The organism is Vibrio sp. FF145, from assembly GCF_041439075.1.
In the GTDB taxonomy this organism is placed as follows: domain Bacteria; phylum Pseudomonadota; class Gammaproteobacteria; order Enterobacterales; family Vibrionaceae; genus Vibrio; species Vibrio tasmaniensis_A.
Genome location: NZ_JBGONH010000001.1, coordinates 12385 through 34298, shown reverse-complemented (window position 1 = coordinate 34298; position 21914 = coordinate 12385). Strand labels below are relative to the sequence as shown.

The following is a 21914-nucleotide window of genomic DNA, read 5'->3' as shown; positions in this document are numbered from 1 at the left end:
AGTGTTTGAAGTTAAAAACACTCGGCATAAAATAGCTTTAAGAACATAGTTACTGACTAAAGTAGGAAATTGAGATGACTACACAGCTAGACGATAAAAAAATCGCTGAAATCAATAAGTATACGGGTGAGCAACGCCTGAAGTACTGTGTGAAAGAAATCGTAGCGAACCGTGAAGTATGGATCTTAACCGATGAACACGGTTGTGTAATGTTGAACACAGAAGATGAAGACTGTGTTCCTGTATGGCCAAATCAAGAGTTTGCGGAGTCTTGGGCGACGGGTGATTGGTCTGAGTGTAAAGCTGAGTCTATTTCACTAAACAAATGGCATAGCCGTTGGACTAACGGTCTAGAAGACGACGAGCTTGCAGTTGTTGTGTTCCCGAACGAACAGGAAGAAGGTGTTATCTTGTTCCCGGATGAGTTCGACTTCGAATTGAAAAAGCAGGCCGCTAAGCGCTAATACTTTTTGTTTAATACCAATCACAGTAAGTAAGTGATCATTAATTGCGCAGGAAAAAAGCTTAAGAACAAGGCAGAAATTTTCGATAAGTAGTTATTCTACAATCAAAATTTCTAACGCAGTTATTGAGCGTTTTAACCAGCTAGGATGACCAGTTATTTACTACGATTGGTATAAGTAACACAGTAACATTCTATCCAGCGTTGCCTTTGAGGCAGCGCTATATTCCTACTGCTCCTGTCTAAGCTATTTTCAACGCATTTTCGTCAGTACCCAATTAATTGATACAAGGGTGCTTGTTGAGCGGCTTCTGAAGCTTGCTGAAGTACACCTGTTTTGCTGTATCTTTTCAGTATTTTTCGCACAACTGGTTTTGCCTGTTCTTTTGTCATTCCCACTTTCAATTGAGGTTCATACAGTAGCTTTAGCAGCACTACATCTAAGGGGGATAACAAGTCTTCTGGCGTGTGATCATTGAAAATAGAAGGGTAGGCTTTATCTGAATCATTCGGCAGGCCTAGAACCTGTGTGATCTCTTCAACAATACATGCGACCAGCTTTCCTCTTGCTCTCGCTTGATCTACTGGGATCACAATTCCTGCATATACAATCTCCCCTTTGGAATTAGTTCGATAACCTGCAGTACAGATAGCGCTGTTTAGATGCTGTGTCGATTTCAGTTTGAGTACAGTTTTGGCTTCAGCTATCCACTGACTCTGCCTCGTGTATATCCATTTTACATTCGCTTCAGACTTATTTTTAACGATTGTTATGGGGTGCTGGGTCACTTCGGACAAGTGTTGGAGATGAAGTTCCGTGAGCTCCTGATGCAGGTCTTTATCACCCACTCGATGATCAACCCATACCTTGATAGGCTGTTTCCATTTAGCGAGTAGCTTGTCGCCTTGTGAATATTCGTGTTGAAGTGCGACGTGATAAAAGGCAGTTTCGACGAAGGTTCTATCTAGCCATGTGAGTGGTGTGCTTGCTGCATTAAAGGACAGCAGCGCCAACAAGAGGGAAAGCATTGAAGCTCTTGGTAACATATCTTTCCCCTTTGCGGAATATAGCGCGATCACCGATTAATGGCTTGGTGCTTTATAGAAGTGGCTCTCAACTAACCTTTGTGTGATTTGGTGAGTTGGGTTAGTCAGTACTTCATGTGTTTCGCCACTTTCAACCACATTGCCTTCGTGCATGACGATGATCTTATCTGTGATGTGTTTAACAATGCCGATGTGTTGAGAAACATAAACGAACGATACGCCCATCTCTTCTTGAAGTTCTAGGAACAGATTGATGATTTGCGAACGCATCGCCATATCCAAACCATTCAACGCTTCATCAGCAACAATGATGGAAGGCTGAAGTATCAAAGCGCGAGCCAAACAAACCCTCTGCTTCTGGCCTGCAGCAAGCATTTGAGGATAGAAGTAAGCATGTTCTGGTAGAAGCCCAACACGTAATAATGTGTCCTTTACGCGGCGCATGCGGGCTTCTGGTGGCATGTTGGTATTTCGCTTCAATGGTCCTTCAAGGATTCGACCAATCTGGATGCGTGGGTTTAGCGAGGTGTTCGGATCTTGGAAGATCATTCGAATCAGTTTGCAGCGAGTTGAGTAGTCTTTGTGCTCTAGCTTTTCACCGTTCACTCGGATCTCACCTGCTGTTGGTTCCACCATACCCGCTAGCATTCTTGCTAATGTCGATTTCCCCGATCCATTCTGACCGATAAAACCAATAGTCTGTCCCGCTTCAAGGGAAAAGCTGACTGGCTTCACTGCCTGATGAATCTTTTTACGGAAAAGACCAGAGCGAGTCGTAAAGTCTTTAGATAAACCACTGACCTCTAATAATGCACTCATGATTTCTTTTTCTTCTCCATATTCAGAGGGAAATGACAGTTAAATTTGTGGGTCTTTATACGTTTAGTATGCGGGATCTCGACACACTGTCTTTGCGCGTATGGACAACGTGGTCCAAGTCGACAACCAATCGGAAGGTGCTGCAGCGGCGGAATTGACCCTGGTAAAGATTGCAGTTTTTCTTTATGGGGAATCCAGTCGTTAAAATCGGGCATCGCTTTTAGCAGTGCAACGGTGTAAGGATGCTTTGGTACATCCAACAGTTTTGTCGTATCTGCAGACTCAACGGACTGACCGCAGTACATCACGGTTATTCGTGTCGCCCATTGAGTGATGGTCGTTAAATCGTGCCCAATGAGGAGAATTGTCGTGTTATGAAGTTGATTCATTCGGCTCAATAAGCGCAATATTTGAGACTGCGTAATCGGGTCTAAATCGTTGGTTGGCTCATCGGCAATTAGCACTTTTGGCTTGGCAGCGATCGCCATGGCGATCATGACTTTTTGACACTCACCATCGGTCAACTCATAAGAATAACTGTCCATTAGGTGAGAGTGATTTTTGATCCCCACTTTATGCAGTAATGCTATTGCTTGCTTTTTTCGCCACTTAAACCGTTGCCACCATCGACCTTCAAATGAACGCGAAGGAATCGCCTCTATTAGCTGGCGTCCTACTTTTTCGGAAGGGTCAAGACACGTCGATGGTTCTTGGAAGATCATCGCGATATCGCGAGCGATCACACGGCGTCGTTCTTTGGGCGTCAGTTGTAGCAGGTCGATATTGCCAAGGCGCATTCGGTCGGCAGACACTTTCCAGTTTTCTTTGCAAACACCAACGATCGCTTTTGCAACCAAGCTCTTACCAGAACCTGATTCACCTACTAAGCCACGAATTTCTCCCTCATTGAGGGTAATACTCATTCGATCTACTGCTTTAACCATCCCTTGAGGGGTCTCAATCTCGATGGTTAGATGTCGAATATCAAGTAACGGCATTATTCGATTCCTGCATTTAGCGCTTGGCGAACACCTTCACCGACAAGGTTAATCACGATCACTGTAAACATAATGGCTAAGCCGGGTAGAGTTACTGTCCATGGCGCAAGGTAAATCAGCTCTACAGAGTCACCCAAAATTGAGCCCCATTCGGTACTGGGTGCTTGAGCGCCAAGCCCTAAGAAACCCAAGGCCGTGATATCAAGAATGGCGACTGACAATGCCAGTGTAATTTCAAGTGCCACCACAGTAAGAATATTAGGAAGGATTGAATTCCATAACAGGTAGAAGTCATTCGCACCATCAAGGCGAGAAGCCAAAATATAGTCTTTTTCTACTTCTGCATGCACAGCAATGTATACCGAACGAATAAAGCGTGGAATCAATGCCAAACATAAGGCTAGCAAGATATTAAACTCGCCAAAGCCAAGAAATGCCACGAAGATAATCGCAAGTAGCAACGACGGAATAGACATTACCGTGTCAAGCAGGTGGTTTAGCGTGCTTGATAGCAATCCACGAGTCATACCTGCGAGTACGCCAATCAGACAACCGATGACTGCTGCGATAAAGGTAATCACCACTGCGGCACCAAATGTCAGCTGAGAGCCAATAATCAGACGGGATAGAATATCTCGCCCTAAATCATCAGTACCTAGAAAATACTCAACTGTTCCAGCAGGATCCCAAGAAGGAGGTGTTAGTAGGTGCCCCGTCTGCTCTTGAGCATCATGCGGTGCTAGCCATGGTGAAGTGATGGTGATCAGAATGATCAAGACCAAACACCATAGTCCAAACATTGCGAGATTATTGCCACGGAAGCTGCGCCAGAAACGCTCGAATTGGGTTGGAATCTGTTCTTCTTGGTAGACGTTATTTGTTAGCATACCATTCCTTCCTTACCAGAGGATTGACCATCGCGCCCAGTAGATCGGACAGTATATTCGCGGTCAAAACCAAGGTTGCTACCACAATTACACCAGCTTGAATTGACACGTAATCTTGATTGGATAATGCATCCAGTAACCAGCGGCCAATGCCTGGCCAGTTAAAGATAGACTCGGTGATGATAGCGAGCGTTAACATACTGGAGAGTTGAACGCCGACCTTAGGAATAATCGGTGGTATTGCATTTCTTAATACGTGTTGAGTGACGATCTCTCTTGTTGAAAGACCTTTGATTCGTGCGGCACGGATGTAGTTTTGAGCCATCACTTCAGCCACTGACGCTCTCATTAGTCGGATAACCTGGGTTGTTGGAGCGAGCGCCAAAACAAGACAAGGTAACGCCATATGGTCTATTACGCTCTGTAGGGCGTGTGCTCGATAGTTACCTTCGGCAAAGAAGGCATCAATCATTGCAAAGCCAGTCACGTGTTCAATTTCGTAAAGTAGATCGTATCGCCCCCCAACAGGGAACATCTCGAAGTGCAGTGAAAACACCATGATCATTAGCAATGCGACCCAAAAAATAGGTGCTGAGTAGCCTGCCATTGAAGTAAACGATATGGTGGTATCAACAAATTTTCCTTGTCTCATACCGGCAATTGTGCCGAAAGGGATGCCGATAAACAGTGCGAGTAAAAAAGCAAAGAAGCACAATTCTAACGTCGCAGGGAATACCACGACAAGCTCTTCGATGATAGGAACACCGTGTTTGCTCAGGCCGAAATTCAGCGTCGATAATTCGGTGACGTAGCTAAGCCAGCCGGGCCAAAAATCTTGAATTGCCCAAGGTGAGGTTTGGTCTAATCGAAGTAGAGCAAAGCCCACTAAAGTCAGAATTCCAAGTGTAATAATGAATAAGTTTACACGTCTTAATGTATACCAAAACATCAGTTCACCTCCCTTCTGACTTGATCAAAAGGTTGAGCATTAAAAGGACTGCGTTTAAAACCTGTTAGCGAACGATCGTGCACACGGAATTGCACGCCGTGAGCGAGAGGTATCACAGGAACTTCTTCATTAAGAATGTTTTGGGCTTGTCGATACAAGTTCACGCGATGCCTTTGTTGATTAATCTCTAATGCCAAGTCGAGAAGGAAATCAAAGTCTGAGTTGCACCACATAGAGACGTTTAATCCCGCGCGTTCCGAACTACATGATAGAAGTGGACGTAAGAAGTTGTCTGGGTCGCCCGTACTGCCAATCCAACCTGTGAGTAACAAATCTGTTGAGGAAATTGAAGACAGCTGTGTTCGGTCAAATCGGTCGTCGGTATAGAGTTTCAATTCAATACCAATATCAGCCAAGTTTGCTTGGATCAGTTCTGCCGTTTTTCTTGGACTTGGATTGTATGCGCGTGGCTCTAGTGGCACCCACATTGAAAGCTCTAACCCTGGTTCTACACCGGCCTCTCTAAGAAGTGCGATCGCATAGTTTCGATCATAGCGAACTTGAACGCTGTCTTTTTGATAAGCCCAAGAAGTAGGGGGAAGTAACGTGTAGGCTTTTGTACCTGTACCGTAGTACACAGAATCAAGAATGTTCTGACGGTTAATAGCCAAGTTCAATGCTTTACGTACTCGTGAGTCACGCAATGCAGGGTGTTCTGTGTTTAGCGCGATGAAAGAGACATTTACGGCAGGTGTGGCAGAAATCTTCAACTCTTCATGAGCTTGAATAATAGGGATCTGGCTGGAAATTGGTGAGTTCAACACGTCACACTCACTGCGGAGAAGCTTGGCAAGTGTGCCTGTCCCGCGTTGTGAAGTATCAAATACAACTTGGTCCATTTGTACTTCACCCTTCCAGTAATGCTTGTTCTTTTTCAAGCGTACAAGATCATTAATTTGATATTCATCCAAGTAGAAAGGGCCTGTGCCTACGGGCTTGGAGTCTATTTCATTTTTTTCATCTGTGGTAATCAGCTTGTTGGCATACTCTTTGGAGTGAATGACCGCATAGCTGGTGGCGATATTGTTAAGAAATGAATTATCTGGGCGACTTAACTGGAACTTCACCGTTAGGTCATCCACCGCTGTGATTTCAACAATCAGGTTTTGAAAGTCGATGCCAGCGAACCATGGATATAAACCGCCACCCACATAATGAAATGGGTTTGAACTATCAATGATACGTTCAAAACTAAAGACCACATCCTGTGCATTCATGCTGCGGGTTGGGGTAAACCAATCTGTGGTTTGAAACGCAACATTTGGGCGCAGCTTGAAAGTGTACTCTGTACCTGATTTATCGACAGACCAGCTTGTTGCCAAGTTCTGTTTTGGTCGGTAAGTCATAGGATCAAGAGTGAGCAGGGTATCGAAAATTTGAGGGCTCAGCGATTCTGAGGTAATGCCACTATCAACCAATTGTGGATTGAAGGTACTAGGATTACCTTGGCCGCAATAAATGAAGCCTTTTTCACGGATTTGCTCGTGAGTGACACTTTCACCACATCCAGCTAAAAAGCCAAGCGTGCAGATGCTCAGTGATAGTCTTATTAGTGCTTTCATAAAAAGAAATACTTTTCGAAACGAGGCGTTAGAGGAGCCTCAAGATCCCGACAATTTAACATTTTATTTATTCGGCTCCAAATAATAATCAAGTGTGGACAGCTATTTATCGTTAGCTTGCCCTACAATCGCGTACTTCCTCACCATTCCACGTAATTGGTTATAGGTTAACCCAAGTAATTCTGCTGCTTGCTTCTGGTTATACTTGCTCTGTTTTAGTGCTTGATTGAGTAATTTAATGTCTTGCTGTTCTTGCCATGCTTTGTAATCAAGCGGCAAAGAAAATGAGTGCTCTAATGGAGTATGGCTGTTGGACAGATCATTGCCAGTTTCGTGCGTGGAATCTTGATCTATTTGCCATGTTGGTTTAAATGGGTTAAACACCAAAGATTCAATAGGATATGGATCTTTACCGTGCTGGTAGATAGCTCGTTCAACGACGTTTTTGAGTTCTCTCACATTTCCCGGCCAAGAATAATCCAATAGTGCCTCAACAGCAGATGGAGCAAAACCGACAAACAGCTCCAATTCTAACTCTCGACACATCTTAATGGCGTAGTATTCTGCTAGCAGCGTGATGTCTTCTTTTCGTTCGCGAAGAGGTGGGATAGTAATGACATCAAACGCCAGTCTATCTAATAAATCGGGTCTGAATTCGCCTTTTAACGCCATGTCTGGTAAGTCAGCATTGGTCGCACACACCAGTCTTACATTGGCACTCAGCGCCTTTTGTCCGCCGACACGCTCATATTGCCCGTATTCAATAACACGCAATAGCTTCTCTTGAACGGCAAGGGGGGTGGTCGCTAGTTCATCTAAGAACAGAGTTCCACCTTCAGCCCTTTCAAAACGACCTTGATGACGACCTTTTGAACCGGTAAAAGAACCTGATTCATGACCAAATAACTCTGAATCAATCAACCCTTCGCTAAGGGTTGAGCAGTTCAGTGAGATCAATGGCTGGTCCCAGCGCCTTGAAAGGTAATGCAGCCTTTGAGCGATTAACTCTTTACCTGTACCACGCTCCCCGATGATCAGAATCGGTCTTTCGATTGGTGCGAGTTGAGACACTTTATCCAAAACAGATAGAAAACTAGGGGATTCACCAATGAGATTCTGCTGCATAATGGGTCCTTGTATGGTCTGATTTCCAATGGGCATGATATAGAGAGCTTTATTTACATCACTTGATGTAAAACAAAGCTGTAGTGGTGAAAAATACCAATACTTGGCTAAATTCATCATAGCATGGTTCGGGTTAATCACCATTTTATTGTAAGTGTTTGATAAACAATGGCTTAAAAGTTGGCACGCTACTTGGATTACTTATGGTAGGTTTAACAACATACGTAGATTTTTGAGCAAGTGGATTGAGAAATCGAAAACGATTTAAAACCTATTTGCCATTATTGCAATTAAGGAGTTTCTTATGGGTATTTTTTCTCGCTTTGCAGACATTGTAAATTCAAACATCAGTGCACTATTAGATAAGGCTGAAGATCCTGAAAAGATGATTCGCCTCATTATTCAAGAAATGGAAGACACGCTGGTTGAGGTTCGTACTAACTCAGCAAAAGCCATTGCAGACAAGAAAGAGCTAGCACGTAAAGTTGAAGCTATCGAAACTCAGATTCTAGATTGGCAGAATAAAGCGACATTAGCCCTGACTAAACAACGTGAAGATCTGGCTAGAGCGGCACTAATCGAAAAGCAAAAACTTGAAGATATCATCAAGAGTCTTCATACCGAGCAAACCTTGGTTCATGAAACCATCGAAAAACTAACCAGTGAGATCGGTAAGCTTGAAACCAAAATCGCCGAGACTCGTGCAAAACAGCAAGCACTAATGATTCGTAATAATGCAGCAAGCAATCGTCGCGATGTTCAAAAACATCTGCATTCAAGCAAAACCAACGAAGCAATGGCGAAGTTTGAGCAATTCTCACGTAAAGTGGATGAATTAGAAGCTGAAGCTGACGTTTACGCAAAAACCGGTAACGCAAAATCTTTAGACCAAGAGTTTGCAGAGCTACAAGCTCAAGACGAGATTGAAAAAGAGCTGGCGAAACTGAAGCAACAAGTTGAAAACCGCGATAAATAATTTTAGGAGTTGTCTATGTCAACATTTCTAATTGCAGGTCCACTGATTGTCTTTTTGATCTTCGTGGCACCGCTATGGTTATTCTTACACTACCGCAGCAAGAAGAAATCCAGCAATGGTCTTTCAGAAACGGATCTTCAGCGTCTGCATAAGCTTTCTGAGCAAGCTGAGTCGATGCAAGACCGAGTGAAAACGTTAGAAAAAATACTGGATGCGGAGTCACCTAACTGGAGACGAAACTATGAGTAGAGAACTGTATCGCGATCCGATTAACGGTAAATTGTCTGGCGTGTGTGCCGGATTAGCGAACTATTTTGGCCTTGAAGTTTGGTTGGTTCGTATCTTAGTGATCTCAGCCGCACTGCTAGGTGGTAGCTTTTTGGTGTTATTAGCGTATTTAGCTTTGACATTTATGCTTGAAAAACAACCACCTCAATATGTCGATCAGATGAAAGCCAAACAAGAGCACACACTCAAGCAAAAACCCTGGGAAAAAGGGCAAACAGCAGAGTCTTTGTTGGGCACTTTAGAGGGTGATTTCCAGACGTTAGAGACCAGTGTACGCAATATGGAAGCTTATGTGACTTCGGACACTTTTAAAGTCGACCGTGCATTTAAGAACATGTAGTGGTTAAGCCTTAAAAAGATTAGATAACGGTTTAGGAAAATTTATCCCAAGCCGTTATTTTTTTTAATAATTTTGTCTAAATAAATCTTACGATAACTGGTAAGTTACATGTGATTAATCTATGTTAATAAAATATTTATAGATATGGATGATCGCAATGTACAAAGCCTCCCTAGTCCTATTGGTGACCTTATCCGGGTTATCTGGGTGTGGTAAGGAGCTCCCTCCGGTTCCAGAACCCGAATCACGACCAGCCAAACTCTTCACCGTCTCGGTCGGTAACAATGCCTTCGAACGAAATTTTCCTGCGACTACTGAAGCGGGCGATAAAGCCGTATTGGCATTTCGAGTACCCGGTTTACTAAAAACGATCGATGTCACTGCGGGGCAACAGGTCTCCAAAGGTGATGCATTGGCAACGCTTAATCCTGATGAGTATCAGTTGCTAGAAAAGCAGGCAAGAGCTAACTTCAAACTTGCCGATGTGCAATACCAACGTTCCATCAAGCTACGTAAGGATAGAGTGGTTTCTGAGCAAGATTTTGACCAAGCGAAAGCAAATCATAACTCTGCAAGAGCGGTTTTAAATCAAGCAAAAGCTAATCTTCGCTACACCACACTCGTTGCGCCATATGATGGTACTATTTCTATTATTCCTGCTGAAAACCACGAATACATCGCGGCTAAGCAAGGTGTAATGAATATCCAAACGAATCAGATCCTCAAAGTTGTCTTCTTATTGCCTGATCAATTAATTGCACGCTTTTCTGCAGGGTTTGAGACAGACGCAACTATGGTATTCGATGCTTTCCCTGAACATTCTTATGTCCTCACCTTTCAAGAAGTCGATACCGAAGCCGATCCTAAAACCGGTTCATACAAGGTCACCATGGTAATGGAGAGACCGACTGATATAGGCATCCTGCCGGGTATGTCTGGCACGGTTAACCTTGTTTCTTCACAAGCAGCGGCGACAAAAATTCCAACCTCAGCAATGATGACCAATGGAGATGATGTCTCAGTATGGCGCGTTAACAACGATGGTATCGTCGAAGAAGTCGCGATAGTCATTGATGAAAAACGTCATATTATTTCGGGTCTTAACGACGGAGATCGCGTTGTGACCTCAGGCGTTAATGGATTAGAAACCGGCGTCAAGGTTCGTGAGTGGATCAAGGAAAGGGGGCTCTAACATGAAGACAGTATCAAAAGCCATCGGCCTATCATGTTTGGCGATGTTGACAGCCTGCAAAGACAAAGGTGTCACTGAAGTCGAAAAGCTTCCTCTTGTTAAAGCCATTGAAATCTCCGTCTTAGACTTTAACGATAAGCTCTATTTTCCAGCAGTGGCTAATGCTGCTGAGAAAGCGCACCTAAGTTTCCGTGTCGCTGGTGAGATTTTTAAACTTGATGTCAAAGAAGGTGAACAAGTTAAAAAGGGTGATGTTCTTGCCGAGTTAGATCCAACAGATTATCAGTTGGACGTTGATAACGCTCAAGCTCGATACACAGTGATTAACAGCCAATACAGACGTTCAAGTCCGTTGGTCAAAAAGGGGTTATTGGCTAAGTCTCAATTCGATGAGATTGCCGCTCAGCGTCAAATCGCTTATGCCGAGTTAGAATTGGCAAAACTGCGTTTGTCATTTACTAAGCTTCGCGCACCGGTTGATGGAATTATCTCTCGTGTCAGTGTTGACCAATACGAAAATATTCAGGTTGGCCAACAGATTGTGAATATTCACAGTGTTGAGGATGTTGAAGTTGTTATCCAATTGCCTGACCAAATCTATGTAAATCAACCAAATGAAGCGACTATCTCGAATATTGAGGCAGTAGTTAGAGTTCCAAGTGGGAATGAATACAGTGCGGGGATAAAAGAGTTTACGACTGAACCCGATCCAAACACAGGTACATTTACCGTCACGCTTGCTTTACCTATGCCAGAAGATGATTTGATTCTTGACGGTATGGCCGTTGAGGTCACGTCAAATGGGCGTGATATCGGGTTGAAATTAAAAGCCGGCGTACTTATTCCTATTGAGGCTGTGTTCAATGCCGATGGGGATGAGTTAACTCGTCAAAACTCTTACGTGTGGATTCTTAATGACGACAATACAGTATCTAAACAGCAAGTCGTATTAGGCAAAGCGAATCAGAAAACATTGCAGATAATCAAAGGATTAGAAATGGGGCAGCATGTCGTTGTTGCAGGCGTATCGCGATTGCGAGATGGGATGACAGTGGAAGTATTGTCTCAGGAGACGAACAATGAGTGAAGTCAATAACAAGCCCCAAAGTGATGATCAACAGGGTGATGACCAAATCACTGGAGTGGCGGCTTATTTTATACGAAATAAGGTCATTAGCTGGATGCTATCACTGATCTTTCTTATTGGTGGTGTGTCTGCATTCTTTGGTTTGGGCCGTTTAGAAGATCCTGCCTTTACCATCAAAGATGCCATGGTAGTGACCTCTTATCCGGGAGCGACGCCTCAGCAAGTGGAAGAGGAAGTGACTTACCCATTAGAGAAAGCGATTCAACAGCTTACCTATGTTGATGAAGTTAACTCTATCTCTAGTCGTGGCCTGTCTCAGGTTACGGTAACGATGAAGAATAATTACGGCCCTGATGATCTTCCACAAATTTGGGATGAACTTCGACGTAAAGTGAATGATTTGAAAGGTCAACTTCCACCCGGGGTAAATGACCCTCAAGTCATAGACGATTTTGGTGATGTTTACGGTATTTTGCTTGCCGTAACGGGGGACGGTTACAGTTACAAAGAGTTACTTGATTACATTGATTACCTAAGGCGAGAGCTAGAACTTGTTGATGGGGTCAGTAAAGTCTCGGTATCCGGCCAACAGCAAGAGCAAGTGTTCATTGAGATATCGATGAAACGGATCAGCTCTCTGGGTTTGTCTCCAAATACTGTATTTAACCTTTTATCCACTCAAAATATTGTTTCAAGTGCAGGTGCTGTAAGGATTGGTGACGAGTACATTCGAATCCATCCAACAGGAGAGTTCCAGAATGTTGAACAGCTCGGTGATTTGATTCTTACGGAAGGTGGCGCTCAAGGGCTTATCTATCTAAAAGATGTGGCGAATGTAACTCGTGGTTATGTTGAAGTGCCTACTAACATCATTGGCTATAACGGGAAGCTCGCACTTAACCTTGGTGTTTCTTTTGCACAAGGCGTGAACGTGGTCGCAGTGGGTGAAGCCTTTGACCGAAGGCTCGCCGAGCTGAAATACCAACAGCCCGTAGGTATTGACATATCTGAGGTTTATAACCAACCCAAAGAAGTCGATAAGTCAGTTAGTGGATTTGTAGTGAGTTTAGGACAAGCGGTTGCGATCGTAATCGTAGTGTTGCTGTTCTTCATGGGATTACGATCGGGTTTGTTGATTGGTTTGATACTGCTATTGACCGTTTTCGGTACCTTCATTTTCATGCAGTACTTCAAAATCGATCTTCAACGTATTTCATTGGGCGCGTTGGTTATCGCGCTGGGGATGCTGGTGGATAATGCCATTGTGGTGGTGGAAGGGATATTGATCGGCACGCAGAAGGGGCGAACCCGAATGCAGGCCGCTACAGATATTGTGACCCAAACCAAATGGCCACTGCTTGGTGCAACGGTTATTGCGGTCACCGCTTTTGCCCCAATCGGTTTGTCTGAAGACTCAACGGGCGAATATTGTGGCACCTTGTTCACGGTTCTACTTATCTCCTTGATGCTGAGTTGGTTTACGGCCATCTCACTCACGCCATTCTTTGCCGATATGTTCTTCAAAGGCCAGAAAGTCGATCCAGATAGTGAAGGTAAAGACCCATACAACGGGATGGTTTTTGTTATCTATAAAAACTTCCTTGAGTTTTGTATGAAGCGTGCGTGGTTAACCATGTTTGTGTTGGTCATTGGTTTAGGCGCGAGCGTTTATGGTTTTGGCTTCGTAAAACAAGCCTTCTTCCCATCTTCGACTACGCCAATGTTCCAAGTGGATGTTTGGATGCCGGAAGGTACCGATATTCGTGCGACCAACACTAAGCTTAAAGTGCTTGAAGGTTGGTTAGCAGAGCAGGACGAAGTTGAGCACATCACGACAACGGCGGGTAAAGGCTTACAACGTTTCATGCTGACTTATGCGCCAGAGAAAAGTTATAGCGCATACGGTGAGATAACGGTTCGTGTGAAGAGTTATGAAGTACTTGAAGGTTTGATGTTACGCTTTCGTGAGCATGTAAACGGCCAGTTCCCTGAAATTAATTACAAACTTAAGCAGATCGAATTAGGTCCTGGTGGCGGTGCTAAAATTGAAGCGCGAATTGTGGGTTCTGATCCAACGGTTTTACGTTCAATCGCAGCTCAAGTTATGGACATCATGCGTGCTGACAATGGGTCGTTTAACGTTCGTCACGATTGGCGTGAAAGAACTAAGGTACTCGAGCCTCAGTTCAACGAAAGCCAAGCGCGTCGTTATGGTATTACCAAATCTGACGTTGATGATTTCCTAGCGATGTCTTTCTCTGGTAAGTCGATTGGTGTGTATCGTGATGGTACTACGCTGATGCCTATTGTGGCTCGTTTACCTGAAGATGAGCGAATTGATATTCGCAACATCGAAGGTATGAAGATTTGGAGCCCGGCATTAAGTGAATACATCCCACTACAACAAGTAACACTAGGCTACGAATTGGAATGGGAAGATCCACTGATCATCCGTAAGAACCGTAAGCGTATGCTGACGGTAATGGCGGATCCTGACCTACTGGGTGAAGAGACAGCATCAACTTTACAAAAACGCTTACAGCCACAAATAGAAGCGATTGAGATGCCACCGGGTTATTCATTGGAATGGGGTGGTGAATACGAGTCGTCAGCTGACGCTCAAGCGTCACTGTTCACAACTATGCCGTTAGGCTACTTGTTCATGTTCTTAATCACGGTGTTCTTGTTTAATTCGGTGAAAGAGCCTCTGATTGTTTGGTTAACGGTACCACTCGCCTTGATAGGGGTAACGACAGGCTTGCTAGCCTTGAATACACCGTTCGGTTTTATGGCGCTTCTGGGCTTCTTGAGTTTGTCTGGAATGCTTCTGAAGAACGGTATCGTACTGCTTGATCAAATTGAGATTGAGATGAAGTCAGGTAAAGACCCATATATAGCGGTTGTTGATGCGGCATTGAGTCGTGTACGTCCTGTATGTATGGCGGCTATCACAACGATTCTCGGTATGATTCCATTGTTACCGGATATCTTCTTCAAGCCAATGGCGGTAACCATCATGTTTGGTTTGGGCTTCGCCACCGTACTGACGCTAATCGTGGTACCTGTGCTGTATCGTCTATTCCATAAAATTGAAGTCTCGTAAGACGAGTGAGTCTTTGAATTAATGCCCCTGTTTAGGGGCATTATCATTTCTGAGTGATTTAAAATAGGTAGCAATAACATGGAAACAAACACTGAAGGTAGAACGTGTGCATGGGCACTGATGCACGAACTGGAAAGGGAGTACCACGACGCAGAGTGGGGCGTACCGGTTTATGATGACCAAGTTTTGTTTGAGTTCATTACCTTAGAAGGGGCACAAGCAGGCCTTAGCTGGATTACGATCCTTAAAAAGCGCGAAGGCTATCGTGCTGCCTTTGATAATTACGATCTAAACAAGTTAGCCGAATTGAATGAAGACAATGTGCCACACGTCATAGAGAACTTTGATGTGGTTAAGCATAAAGGCAAGATTGCCTCTGTGTATAACAACGCTCGAGCAACGCTTGAACTGCAGAAAGAGTTTGGTTCTCTTTCAAACGCCTTATGGCAATTTGTCGATAACAAGGTGATCGAAAACCACTGGATTGAGATGACTCAAGTTCCAGGTTCTACCGAGCAATCCAAAGCGATGAGTAAGTTTTTGAAGAAGAGAGGCTTTAAGTTTGTTGGGGAAACAATCTGTTACGCGTTAATGAATGCGCTTGCCAAGGTATGGTTTAATTGCTTTTTGCACTGCGATAATAAGGGGTATAGGAGATATACCCCTTGAAGTTATTAATAAAAAGGGAGAAAGGAGTTAGCTAGCCGCCTGCAAGTCGACAACAACAATCTAAATCGTGGTCATTGACGACACCTGTAGCTTGTAAAAAAGCATATATAGTTGTTGATCCAAGGAACTTGAAACCTATCTGTTTTAAATCTTTCGCTACTGTATCAGATAGTGGTGTTGTAGCTGGTGACATTTCATGTCCATTTCTAGTGTCTAATGACTGGCCGTCAACATAACCCCATATAAAATTACTAAAACTACCGTGTTGATTTTGTATATCAAGGAAGCGCTGCGCATTGTTAATAGCGGCCTCAATTTTGGCACGATTACGAATTATCCCAGTGTTGTTCATTAGTTCATCGACTTTTACATAGTCGAATTTTGATACTATTTGAGGGTCGAAGTTAGAGAAAGCATTTCGATAGCCTTCCCGCCTCTTTAGAATAGTGTACCAGCTCAATCCTGCTTGAGCGGACTCCAATATTAGAAACTCGAAAAAAACCGTATCGTCATATACTGGAACTCCCCACTCTTTATCATGATATTCGACATAATCAGGCTTTGATGTATCAACCCATTTGCACCTAGTACACATTAATTCCTTCCTTGTTTGATTGGAAATAGATACAACTCAATCTTTCTAAAGTTACCTTTAATCTCCTTAGTATTGCAAGGTATCAGTGTTTGTTGCATCAATAAACAAGCCTCAGCTTTTCAAAATTTTATTTACCGTGGTGAGGGGTTGCACACAATGGGAGAACCTCTCGAGTATAAGGGGGGGAAGAACGAGAATCAGTTGATTTGAGAATCGTCACGATAACAACGTTTTATCAACCAGTTGCCGTATATAGTTTAGGATGTGCCGATATTTATCCTCTCAAAAAACAAGTTAAATAGGTTGGTAAAGGTTAGCTCTCGTAAGAGGGCGACCAGATTTTCAATTTTTTATAACACTATAGATAGCCCAAAATAATATAAAGGTTTGAAAGTATGATTGTTTGTGCCAGTGATTTTGTTAATCCTTTTGAAGCTAAAGAGAAGGCGTTAAGCATCGAAGAAGTAGGAAAACTTAAGCGATATTGGTATCGCGAAGCGGCAGCCTTAAAGCATGGTTATGATGATAGTTACCAAGACATTCTTAATAAAATTTCTCAGTTAGAAGAGCTAAGCCCTGAGTTTGTATCTAACTTTATTCTGTCTACAGATATGTTTAATTCATTATGAAACAAGGTGTGATTTTACTTGCTGTTGCTGCTCTTTCTGGATGTACTACCGTAAGCCAAACTTATGAAGGGTTAGGGTTAGATACCACAAGTAGCTTCTCGAAGCCGAGTGAAGGCAAAGCCGGCGTCTATGTCTATCAATATAAGACGGGAATCTTTGGTTCATACGCTGATGTGGATTTTGAGCTAAAGCAGGGTAATCGTACCGTAAAAGAAATCGCATTAAATACGGGGGAATATGGTTATTTCGAAGTTGATCCTGGTGGTTATAGCTACAAATTTAACGGTGGTTTATTCCCACAATTCGCCGATGTGAAGTTTCTACCCAATGAAAACCATTTCTTTCGTGGTTCCATCCTACAAGGCGCTGATTTTATTATATTCGATACGAATCAGAACGAGATTAACCAAGCTAAGTTTAACATTATGCGAGGTCGATACGAGTTAAACACTATCGACTAACTAGTGTAAGGGTTGCTTAAACGGCAACCCTTTTTTGCGCCTTACATTAGCTTTGTCGAATGAAATTCAACTTAATGCTTCTGATATGAATCTATTATCGATTTAGTTCGCGGCAGAAACTCAATCTACCTGACTTTGAGAAACACTTATTTGAACAATGGAGCTAGATAATAACCGTTACAACCCCTACCCCAGATTGTTGAGAAACGATTTCTCGATTGGCTACCGAGCCCCCTTGCTATCTGATGGTGCTTTTCGTCTTCGGTATGTTATGAGAGTAAATTTCGTAGCTCACTTTCTGAATAAGCGCTGAGATTTACACTCTAATGTTATGTGCCATTACCGAAGCTACAAACAACTAGGTGAAGCTCTGGAGTAGCGAAGTGAGAAGAGCAAGCATTTAGTAAGAGATGGTTAATAAGATTAAGAAACCAATAATTTGTTTTTTATAGGTGCGCGTATGGCTCTCATACTCAGAGGGTTTGGGGGGGAACCCCTTTGGATCGACAGGCTGGATTATTGTAAATAAAGGTCGCAAGAGACGCTATCAGGTTGTGTTTATCTTATAGCTTTGGTTGAGGCGGAGCCATAACACCTTGTGAACGGATTATGTATTCACTCACAATAGATAGTGATCTGTTGTGTACTGTATACGTGGTGCTATTTAATCCATACGGCTAAGAACAACAACCAAGTCGGTAGCATATTAGCTGTGAACTGGCTGTGCCAGTGAGATTGTTTCACTAGCATTTTTTTACGCTGAAAAAGGGAAAACCATTATAACAAATATCAGATCGACACCAATAACAGTTAGGTTGATAGCTCATAAGTTAACTCTTATAAGCCATACTTAAAGCCTACCTAAAAGATGGCTCATAAACCCCATTGGCACTTATGAGCCACTCTGTTATTGTAAGCCCAACTTATGAGCCATTTCGGAGAGAAAATCATGGCAACTGTAGCTTATTACCGTGTATCAACGGACGAGCAGACTATCGAATCACAACGTCACGCTATCGAATCAGTCTACAACGTTGAGCGTAGCTTTACTGATGAAGGTGTCAGCGGGACTGTTGCAGCGATGGAACGTGAAGGGTTCGCGGCTTGTATCAACTATCTGCGAGAGGGCGACACCTTTGTCGTGTGGGACATTGACCGTTTAGGCCGTGATTCGATTGATGTGCAAATTAACGTGAAGGAGCTGAAAGAACGAGGCGTCAACATCATCATTCAAACAATGGGTATTGATTTGACAACGGAGGCAGGAGAACTACTTGTAGTTATCTTGTCAAAAGTCGCCGAGATGGAACGAAAGAAAATCCTAGCCCGCACTAAAGCAGGTCGTGAAGCTGCGATCAAAGCAGGTAAGCACATGGGGGCACCTATTAAGTTCACGCCTAAAATGGTGATGGAGCAGCGCGACAATGGTTTGTCTATCAAAGCAACGGCTGTTGTATTGGGTTGCAGTGAAGCCACCGTAAAACGATTACAGAAAGAAGCCAAGGCACAAGAGGTATCGGAATGATGGTACTAACGAATAAGGTTTCTCTACATGGTGTTACAACAACACCAAGCAAGATACATGCACTACATTCTTAAACATTCAACTATAATAAGCATCATTAAATTGGCGGTTGGTAAAGTACGACAACATGAAAGTAGGACAACAGGTTAGCCGTGATGATTTCTGGTATCGAGTAGAGCGCAAAGGCGAAAGATTCGAAATGGTAGCCGACACCAAGCCGAGCAACTGGGCAGGGATTTCGGTATTTATTATGCTGAACCCGTTTGCAGTTGGTTTGCTGGTATCGGTAGAACGCATGCGGCAGCGAAACGAAACAAGCGCAGGAGATAGGCTAAGAGCACTGATATTGAATGACCTAATAGAACAAGCGGAGAACACGCCGTTATGAGTTGGCGAAAAAGTTAGTAATTGCAAAACAGTAAGCCCATTTCAGAGCAGAAATTTGAATTAGAAGCGCGAGAATCCATCGCGGCTATGCTGAAGCTGTTAGGATTAAAATGATCAAGACTATGTGATAAGGAACTGACAATTGGTAGCGTTTTTTTATGCACTACGGCGAAAGTGTTTGTTGAAATATCACACTTTCAATATTTAGTGATTGCCAAATTTTATTGATAGTTTGATTATTAGTACTTGTCCTAGTGGTGTTTGAGCTAACACGGAAGCTACCGCAGCGGCATAGAGGGGAACCCCCATACAATTTGATTGAACTCATAAAGGCGAGTTATCACAGCGGTTGTCTGCTGATGATACTCGCTTTTTTTATACCTATGTAAATTAGTAATTACTAATAAAAGAAGAGCTAATTAAAATGATTCTATATGAGACTACTACTGACAATTTGATGCACTCAAGCAGACAGTTAGGCGTCAGTGCTAAAGAAGCTGTGGATCTGGTATTCCAAGTACCAAATGTTCACCTGTTGCTAAAATCACTCGTGGAGAGAAAGCAGAATGACAAACGAAACAACAACTAATACTGCTTTGCCTATAAATCTGGATTTCCGATATTCCAGATACCACCCAATGGCATTGGCTTATGACCCGTCTATTAATGGAGTAGCTTATAAACTGTGGTCATCTATGTGGTTTGAGTACAGAAACTACGTATTCTTGAGCAAGACCAACCCACTATGGGAAATAGATGTCTATTACCGTAGTCAAGCAAGCTTATGTGAGTTTCTAGGCATCAATGATAAAACCCTACGGAAGTATGCGCAGCATCTACGGTCTATTGGTTGGTTGCGTTATATCAACACACTAGGCACTAACTACTGGTTTCCGCTCAGTCCTGCTGACTCTCACAACCCTGTCATTAACGCAATGATTGATGCTTATGAGGTGTGGATTAAAGCAGGACGTAAAAGCTACAAGCCTAATATGTCTCTCAAAGTGGCGTTGAAAGCCCCTAAGCCACCAGCATCTGAAAAAGCCATTAACGCTGAAGTTAAGGTTATCAATTGGCGACCTGTTGCCCGTTTTCTGATGGAAGAGTACGGGGTAGAGATACTACATGTAGACCATGAGCAATCTTACATCGTTATCGACTCTGACCTTGCAGCTGTTATCAGTGACAAAGATAGAGACTTCATTCTTGACCGCTATTCCGCCCTACTTATAGGCCTAACTGAGTATAACGCGGAGAAGGTGGATTGTGTGGAGGGAGTGGCTCTTCCTGTGGTGAGCGTTAGCGGAAAGGCTACCAGCCTTGAAGCTATAAGTTATTGTTTATATTAGTATTCTATTACTTATATGGCTATTTCTTACCGTCATGTCAGTAAAATTTACCGTTTACTTTGTTTAGGAGTTAAAGCATGAATAATAAAGCCTTTTCACCCGTTAATAATTTGGTTAGTGCGTATGGTCGTAAATGGAATTTACCTTATTTAGTGCTGCATGATGCTTCTACAGTGGTACTAGGCACTTCTAATCCAGAGTTGCTAGAACCTCTGAACAAACGTGTGGCTAGCTTTGGTTACGCAGTTATTAGTGAGTTCAAAGCAGGTTATAAGGAAGCAAAAGCCACCTTTGATAAATCTGTTAGCAATGAATCAAATTTAGACGGTTTGTATCCACTGGAAATAGCGTCAGCTCACGGTGTGCTATTCAGTTGCGAAGACAACCAACCAATGCAGGGTATGAAGAGAGATTTTACCTATTATGACCCGACTAACAAAGACAGTACGGCTATGGTGTTGGTGCTGCGTGACTACTATGCGGAGCAGGAATTGCTCTCTCAAAACATTACGTGTGATTTTCTCATAACGAATTACAAGCAGCGATATTTTGAAACCTTCAATAATTCCGTGTTACCAATCAGCCGTATTTTTGACATGACGACACATTTTGAATCATTCCATGATGTGCCTGTTAGTAACCCAGAGCATGGAGCACCTTTTTAATGGCTGAAAATACGTATGGGAGCGATTCAGAGCGTCTGTTTCATTTAGATATGTTTAGCCTTGCTTTTATCCATAACAAGCTACTTAGGACACCACAGACAAAGGAAGTGATAGTTTTCAGAGACCGTAACTATGAGTCTTTCGGGACTATGGGTGATTTCTGGCATAGAGAGTCGAGAACCATTATTGAGTTCAAAATTACAGCTATGAATTTCCAACAATCACAAATGGATTCATACCTAGCAGAGCAGAATAGCAGGATTAAAAACAAGTTCCTAAAAATCAAACTGTGCAGTTGGTCTAACTCAGCGATTAAGTATCTATTGGTGCAACAAGAGTTAGCCCGTTATGGCATTAACTTCCTAGTGATTTTGGGCTTTGAAGCGAAGCTTAGTAAGCAGCAAGAAAATAAATTAACTGAGCTTGGCTTACAGTGGATTTGCCAAAAAGGTGCTGAGTTTTTTATCAATGGTTGCACTGGTCTTTCATGTTGGAAGCCTGAGCAAAGAGTTGGAATTGATGGCATTTTGGTTTAATTGACCGCTTACCTTAAACCGAGAGGTGCAAAATTGGCAAGATCATTGCGGCAAGCTTTAGGGGGGCAAATGGAAGTTGATTTAGATAGTGACATTATGAAATTAGGTGGTACGTGCAAGACTTGCTTTGCTCAAGGCTACCGCGGAAAACAATCGCGGATTCGATACAAAGCTAAACCATGTGCTTGTGTGCGTTGTCGCA

23 protein-coding genes are annotated in these 21914 nt (G+C 43.1%); 15 read left to right on the top strand and 8 right to left on the bottom strand.

Features of this window, described 5'->3' with window-relative positions; genetic code table 11:
• The first annotated feature begins 74 nt into the window (after positions 1–74).
• On the top strand, positions 75–464 hold the full coding sequence (locus ACED42_RS00165; protein ID WP_004734596.1) for a DUF2750 domain-containing protein: 390 nt from the start codon (positions 75–77) through the stop codon (positions 462–464).
• A 266-nt stretch (positions 465–730) separates the two neighbouring features.
• On the opposite strand, the gene ACED42_RS00160 is transcribed toward ACED42_RS00165, so the two are convergent.
• From ACED42_RS00160 to pspF, 7 genes are all read right to left on the bottom strand, one after another.
• Positions 731–1510: a DUF2927 domain-containing protein gene (locus ACED42_RS00160; RefSeq protein WP_371700906.1), complete on the bottom strand. Its 780-nt coding sequence runs from the start codon at positions 1508–1510 to the stop codon at positions 731–733.
• A gap of 36 nt (positions 1511–1546) precedes the next feature.
• Positions 1547–2329: an ATP-binding cassette domain-containing protein gene (locus ACED42_RS00155; RefSeq protein WP_135384866.1), complete on the bottom strand. Its 783-nt coding sequence runs from the start codon at positions 2327–2329 to the stop codon at positions 1547–1549.
• Positions 2326–3327 (bottom strand): oligopeptide/dipeptide ABC transporter ATP-binding protein, encoded by a 1002-nt coding sequence (locus tag ACED42_RS00150; protein WP_009848781.1) that lies wholly within the window; start codon positions 3325–3327, stop codon positions 2326–2328. Before ACED42_RS00150 ends, ACED42_RS00155 begins: the two co-directional genes overlap by 4 nt.
• Complete coding sequence (sapC, locus tag ACED42_RS00145) at positions 3327–4214, bottom strand: putrescine export ABC transporter permease SapC (protein WP_009848780.1); 888 nt, start codon at positions 4212–4214, stop codon at positions 3327–3329. Before sapC ends, ACED42_RS00150 begins: the two co-directional genes overlap by 1 nt.
• Positions 4201–5163 carry an ABC transporter permease subunit gene (locus ACED42_RS00140; protein WP_009848779.1) on the bottom strand — a complete coding sequence of 321 codons (963 nt, stop codon included), beginning with the start codon at positions 5161–5163 and terminating at the stop codon, positions 4201–4203. The genes sapC and ACED42_RS00140 overlap by 14 nt, the downstream gene beginning before the upstream one ends.
• Positions 5163–6785, bottom strand: a complete 1623-nt coding sequence (sapA, locus tag ACED42_RS00135; protein WP_371700905.1) for an ABC transporter substrate-binding protein SapA — start codon at positions 6783–6785, stop codon at positions 5163–5165. The genes ACED42_RS00140 and sapA overlap by 1 nt, the downstream gene beginning before the upstream one ends.
• A gap of 102 nt (positions 6786–6887) precedes the next feature.
• A complete protein-coding gene (gene pspF, locus ACED42_RS00130) occupies positions 6888–7910 on the bottom strand; it encodes a phage shock protein operon transcriptional activator (RefSeq protein ID WP_012604358.1) in 1023 nt (340 codons plus the stop codon).
• 304 nt (positions 7911–8214) lie between these two features.
• Between pspF and pspA the strand changes: the two genes are divergently transcribed.
• The 7 genes from pspA to ACED42_RS00095 all read left to right on the top strand — a co-directional run bounded on the left by pspA (position 8215) and on the right by ACED42_RS00095 (position 15565).
• Complete coding sequence (pspA, locus tag ACED42_RS00125; RefSeq protein WP_010440091.1) at positions 8215–8886, top strand: phage shock protein PspA; 672 nt, start codon at positions 8215–8217, stop codon at positions 8884–8886.
• Positions 8887–8901: 15 nt separating this feature from the next.
• Positions 8902–9135, top strand: coding sequence for an envelope stress response membrane protein PspB (pspB, locus tag ACED42_RS00120; RefSeq protein ID WP_009848775.1), 234 nt, complete (start codon positions 8902–8904; stop codon positions 9133–9135).
• Entirely contained in the window at positions 9128–9514 is a 387-nt protein-coding gene (pspC, locus tag ACED42_RS00115; protein WP_032499058.1) for an envelope stress response membrane protein PspC, read from the top strand. The genes pspB and pspC overlap by 8 nt, the downstream gene beginning before the upstream one ends.
• Before the next feature lie 157 nt (positions 9515–9671).
• The gene (locus ACED42_RS00110; protein ID WP_029223131.1) at positions 9672–10706 is read left to right on the top strand and encodes an efflux RND transporter periplasmic adaptor subunit; all 1035 of its coding nucleotides are present in this window, start codon (positions 9672–9674) and stop codon (positions 10704–10706) included.
• A 1-nt stretch (position 10707) separates the two neighbouring features.
• Positions 10708–11793, top strand: a complete 1086-nt coding sequence (locus ACED42_RS00105; protein WP_102257845.1) for an efflux RND transporter periplasmic adaptor subunit — start codon at positions 10708–10710, stop codon at positions 11791–11793.
• A complete protein-coding gene (locus tag ACED42_RS00100) occupies positions 11786–14896 on the top strand; it encodes an efflux RND transporter permease subunit (RefSeq protein ID WP_135384869.1) in 3111 nt (1036 codons plus the stop codon). The genes ACED42_RS00105 and ACED42_RS00100 overlap by 8 nt, the downstream gene beginning before the upstream one ends.
• A gap of 78 nt (positions 14897–14974) precedes the next feature.
• Complete coding sequence (locus ACED42_RS00095) at positions 14975–15565, top strand: DNA-3-methyladenine glycosylase I (protein ID WP_371700901.1); 591 nt, start codon at positions 14975–14977, stop codon at positions 15563–15565.
• 31 nt (positions 15566–15596) lie between these two features.
• Here the strand turns inward: ACED42_RS00095 and ACED42_RS00090 are convergent, their stop codons facing one another.
• Positions 15597–16160 (bottom strand): DNA-3-methyladenine glycosylase I, encoded by a 564-nt coding sequence (locus tag ACED42_RS00090; RefSeq protein WP_371700899.1) that lies wholly within the window; start codon positions 16158–16160, stop codon positions 15597–15599.
• A gap of 395 nt (positions 16161–16555) precedes the next feature.
• Here ACED42_RS00090 and ACED42_RS00085 point away from each other — a divergent pair, with 395 nt between their 5' ends.
• The 7 genes from ACED42_RS00085 (at position 16556) to ACED42_RS00055 (ending at position 21712) form a co-directional block, all read left to right on the top strand.
• Positions 16556–16789: a hypothetical protein gene (locus ACED42_RS00085; RefSeq protein WP_371700897.1), complete on the top strand. Its 234-nt coding sequence runs from the start codon at positions 16556–16558 to the stop codon at positions 16787–16789.
• Positions 16786–17250 (top strand): hypothetical protein, encoded by a 465-nt coding sequence (locus ACED42_RS00080; RefSeq protein ID WP_371700895.1) that lies wholly within the window; start codon positions 16786–16788, stop codon positions 17248–17250. The genes ACED42_RS00085 and ACED42_RS00080 overlap by 4 nt, the downstream gene beginning before the upstream one ends.
• A 949-nt stretch (positions 17251–18199) precedes the next feature.
• Entirely contained in the window at positions 18200–18775 is a 576-nt protein-coding gene (locus ACED42_RS00075; RefSeq protein WP_371700893.1) for a recombinase family protein, read from the top strand.
• 127 nt (positions 18776–18902) lie between these two features.
• The gene (locus tag ACED42_RS00070; protein ID WP_371700891.1) at positions 18903–19163 is read left to right on the top strand and encodes a hypothetical protein; all 261 of its coding nucleotides are present in this window, start codon (positions 18903–18905) and stop codon (positions 19161–19163) included.
• A 694-nt stretch (positions 19164–19857) separates the two neighbouring features.
• Positions 19858–20511, top strand: coding sequence for a hypothetical protein (locus ACED42_RS00065; RefSeq protein WP_371700889.1), 654 nt, complete (start codon positions 19858–19860; stop codon positions 20509–20511).
• A 77-nt stretch (positions 20512–20588) separates the two neighbouring features.
• A complete protein-coding gene (locus tag ACED42_RS00060) occupies positions 20589–21176 on the top strand; it encodes a hypothetical protein (protein ID WP_371700887.1) in 588 nt (195 codons plus the stop codon).
• Positions 21176–21712 (top strand): hypothetical protein, encoded by a 537-nt coding sequence (locus tag ACED42_RS00055; RefSeq protein WP_371700885.1) that lies wholly within the window; start codon positions 21176–21178, stop codon positions 21710–21712. The genes ACED42_RS00060 and ACED42_RS00055 overlap by 1 nt, the downstream gene beginning before the upstream one ends.
• Positions 21713–21914: the final 202 nt, after the last annotated feature.